Source organism: Bradyrhizobium sp. STM 3809, from assembly GCF_000239795.1.
Taxonomy (GTDB): domain Bacteria; phylum Pseudomonadota; class Alphaproteobacteria; order Rhizobiales; family Xanthobacteraceae; genus Bradyrhizobium.
This window is the reverse complement of the sequence record NZ_CAFJ01000644.1, coordinates 1-3,070: the sequence shown is the minus strand read 5'-3', so window position 1 is coordinate 3,070 and position 3,070 is coordinate 1. Positions and strand designations below refer to the sequence as shown.

3 protein-coding genes are annotated in these 3,070 nt (G+C 68.2%); 2 read left to right on the top strand and 1 reads right to left on the bottom strand.

The window, feature by feature from the left end; all coding sequences use genetic code 11:
• Together BRAS3809_RS28670 and BRAS3809_RS28665 are read left to right on the top strand one after the other, a co-directional pair.
• Window positions 1-1,297: Gldg family protein (locus BRAS3809_RS28670; protein WP_035659210.1), on the top strand; the 1,297-nt coding region annotated here is incomplete at its 5' end.
• Window positions 1,294-2,400, top strand: a complete 1,107-nt coding sequence (locus BRAS3809_RS28665; protein WP_008965505.1) for a DUF4340 domain-containing protein — start codon at window positions 1,294-1,296, stop codon at window positions 2,398-2,400. The genes BRAS3809_RS28670 and BRAS3809_RS28665, both read left to right, overlap by 4 nt.
• A gap of 151 nt (window positions 2,401-2,551) precedes the next feature.
• On the opposite strand, the gene BRAS3809_RS28660 is transcribed toward BRAS3809_RS28665, so the two are convergent.
• Window positions 2,552-3,070, bottom strand: a 519-nt coding sequence (locus BRAS3809_RS28660) for a hypothetical protein (RefSeq protein ID WP_035659209.1), incomplete at its 5' end; no start/stop codon positions are given.

The window sequence follows — 3,070 nt, the reverse complement described above, 5'->3', positions numbered from 1 at the left end:
CTTGAAGCGCAACATCGATGCGGGGCTGAAGCGCTTCACGCCGGGTGCGCTGCGCACCGTCGCGCTGTATACGCCGCCGGCGCAGCAACCGATGCCGCAGCTCGGCATCCCCGGCAGCAACGGTCCGTCGTTCGATCTGCTGCAGCAGAAGCTGCAGGAGAACACGCTCGTCGACGCTACGCAGCTGAAGGACGGACGCGTTCCAGAGCGCGCCGACATCCTGTTCGTCGCCTCGCCGCAGCAGCTCGATCAGAAGCAGGTGTTCGCCGTCGACCAGTTCCTGATGAAGGGCGGCACCGTGATCGTCGCCACCTCGCCTTATGAGCCGTCGTTGCGCGGCAATCTCGACGTGGCGAAGACGCCGTCGGGCCTCGAGGACTGGCTGACGTTCCAGGGCGTGAAGGTCGGCGACAGCATGGTGCTCGACCGCCAGAACGCCTCGTTTCCGATCCCGACCGAGCGCGACGTCGGCGGCGGCATCAAGGTGCGGCAGATCCGGCTGATGGACTACCCGTTCTTCGCCGACATCCGCAGCGACGGGCTGGCGCAGGGCGCGGCGCCCTCGGCCGGCACCCAGCAGCTGACGCTGTCCTGGGCCTCGCCGCTGACGATCGACGCCGACAAGGTCGGCAAGAAGCGCAAGATCGTCGATCTGATCCAGAGCTCGCCGCATTCTTGGACCGCCAAGACGACCAACGTCGTGCCGGACTTCAAGGCGCATCCCGACACCGGTTTCCCGCCGGCCGACAAGCAAGGGCGGCAGCTGCTCGGGGCGATGATGGAGGGCGAGTTCACGTCGTTCTTCGCCGGCAAGCCATCGCCGCTCGCCAAGGACGCGGCTCCGCCCAAACCCGACGCGAAGGCTGATGCGAAGACCGATGATGCGGCGAAGGCGGCGGCTGCCGACGCCAAGCCCAGCATCACCGGCGTGATCTCCCGCTCGCCCGAGAGCGCGCGGCTGATCGTGATCGGCTCGGGCACGTTCCTGTCGGACGACGTGCTGCAGCTCGCCTCCAGCGTCGACCGCACACAATATCTGGCGCCGCTCGACTTCGCCCAGAACGTGGTCGACTGGTCGCTGGAGGATCGCGGGCTACTGGCGCTGCGCAGCCGCGGCGGTCAGTTCTCGCGCACGCTCGCCCCGATGCAGAGCGGCGGCCAGATGTTCTGGGAATACCTGAACTATGCGCTCGCGCTCGCCGGGCTCGCGCTCGTCTACATCGTACGCCGCGCGCTGCGGCGCGGCGCTCAACGGAGATATCTCGACATGCTCGGCATCGCGGAGGCGCGGACATGAAAAGCCTTCCCATCCTGCTCACGGCGCTGCTGGGCGGTCAGCTCGCGCTGGCTCTCACCTTCGCGGTCAACCGCTCCGATCATGCCGCGTTCGAGGCCAAGGAGCCGCTGGTCTCGTTCGTGCCGTCCAAGGTCGATCAGATCGCGATCGACGACGATGCGGGCCACAACGTCACGCTCCAGCGGAAGGACGGCAAATGGGTGATACCCGCGTCGGCGGACTTTCCCGCCGACACCACGAAGATCAACGGCCTGCTCGACCGCATCGCGGGCTTGAAGAAGGGCTGGCCGGTCGCGAAGACCGATGCGGCGGCCGAGCGATTCAAGGTCACGGAGAAAGTTCATGAGCGGCGCGTGGTGCTGACGAGCGGCGGCAGCAGGGCCGGCGAGCTTCTGGTCGGGACTTCGCCGGCCTATCGCCAGGTGCACGTCCGGGCCGGCGATGCCTCTCCGGTCTTTGCCGTCGAGCTCGCCACTTACGACATCGCGGCGGAGCCCAGCGCCTGGATGCAGCAGGACATGCTGGACACGCCGCGCGACAAGATCGCGAGCGTCAATGTCGGCGACGTCACCATCGAGGGCAAGGACGGCAAGTTCACGCTGGCGGGGCTCGGCCAGGACGAGAAGCCGCGGCCCGACAAGATCGACGCCCTGGTCAGCGCAATGGCGCATCCCCCCTTCGACGGCGTGCGCGGCAAGGGCAAGGCGGCGTTGAGCGAAACCGATGCGCCCGACGTCACTGTTACGCTGAAACGGACCGACGGTAGCCAGCTCACCTATCGCTACAAGAAGGACGCCGCCGGCGGCGGCTACCTTTTCACGCGCTCGGCGGAGGACTACCTCTTTCATGCCAGCGCCGATGCCGCCGCGCCGATCGTGCAGGCCACGCGCGCGACATTGACCGAGCCGTCCAAACCGGACAAGGCGCCGGACACGGGCGGCGCGAGCAACAAGAGCGCGGACGACCACGCCGCGACCGCGGAGACCGCTGGCGCCAAGCCAGATCAGACGCCGGCGGCGGCGGAGACTGTTCCGGCGTCATCCCACGGCGCCGATCAGGCCTCTCATGGCGGCGCGGAGCCGGCAAAGTCGCCCGGCGGCTAGAGGATGAGCCGGAGAAGCGGACACCGGACGTCCGAACAGACCATGCGCGAACAGCGAGATGAGAGCACGATGCGATTCCGCGGGAACGCATCATGCTCCAGGTCGCCGCGACGCGCAGATCAGTCCGCGCTGCGCGGTCGGCGGAGCCGGATCACGGCCGGCCGACCCGGATCGACATCACTCGCCCGCCCTTGAGCTCGAAGGAGAACGGGTGCGGCGGGTAGGTCCAGAGCTCGACGCCCTTCAACTCGCTCGGCTCGAAATGGCTGGGCTGGCCGAACACCTTCACCAGATCATCGGTGGTGGCGCCGAGCCCGACGCTGCTGAGCTCATAGCCCGTGGCCGTCGTGGTGCCGTCGCCGGTCACCTGCAGCGCGACGATCCTGTCGGCGGCGACGGTCACGACGAAATAGGGATAGTGCTCGCGCTGGCCGACGAAATAGATCCAGGCGACCTTGTCCTGCGGCTGCTTCAACGTCCGGTGCGGCTGGCCGAGCGCCGCGGTCGCGGTGGCCGCGGAATCGCCGACGAAGAGCGGGCCGAGGCGCATGCAGGCGCGCGCCATGACGGCCAGCAGTTGCTCCTGCGACAGCTGACGCGGCGGGGTCACCGTGCAGGCGAAGCCGGCGCCGGCGCGCTTCCACTCACCGCGCAGGTCCTTCAGGTCGGC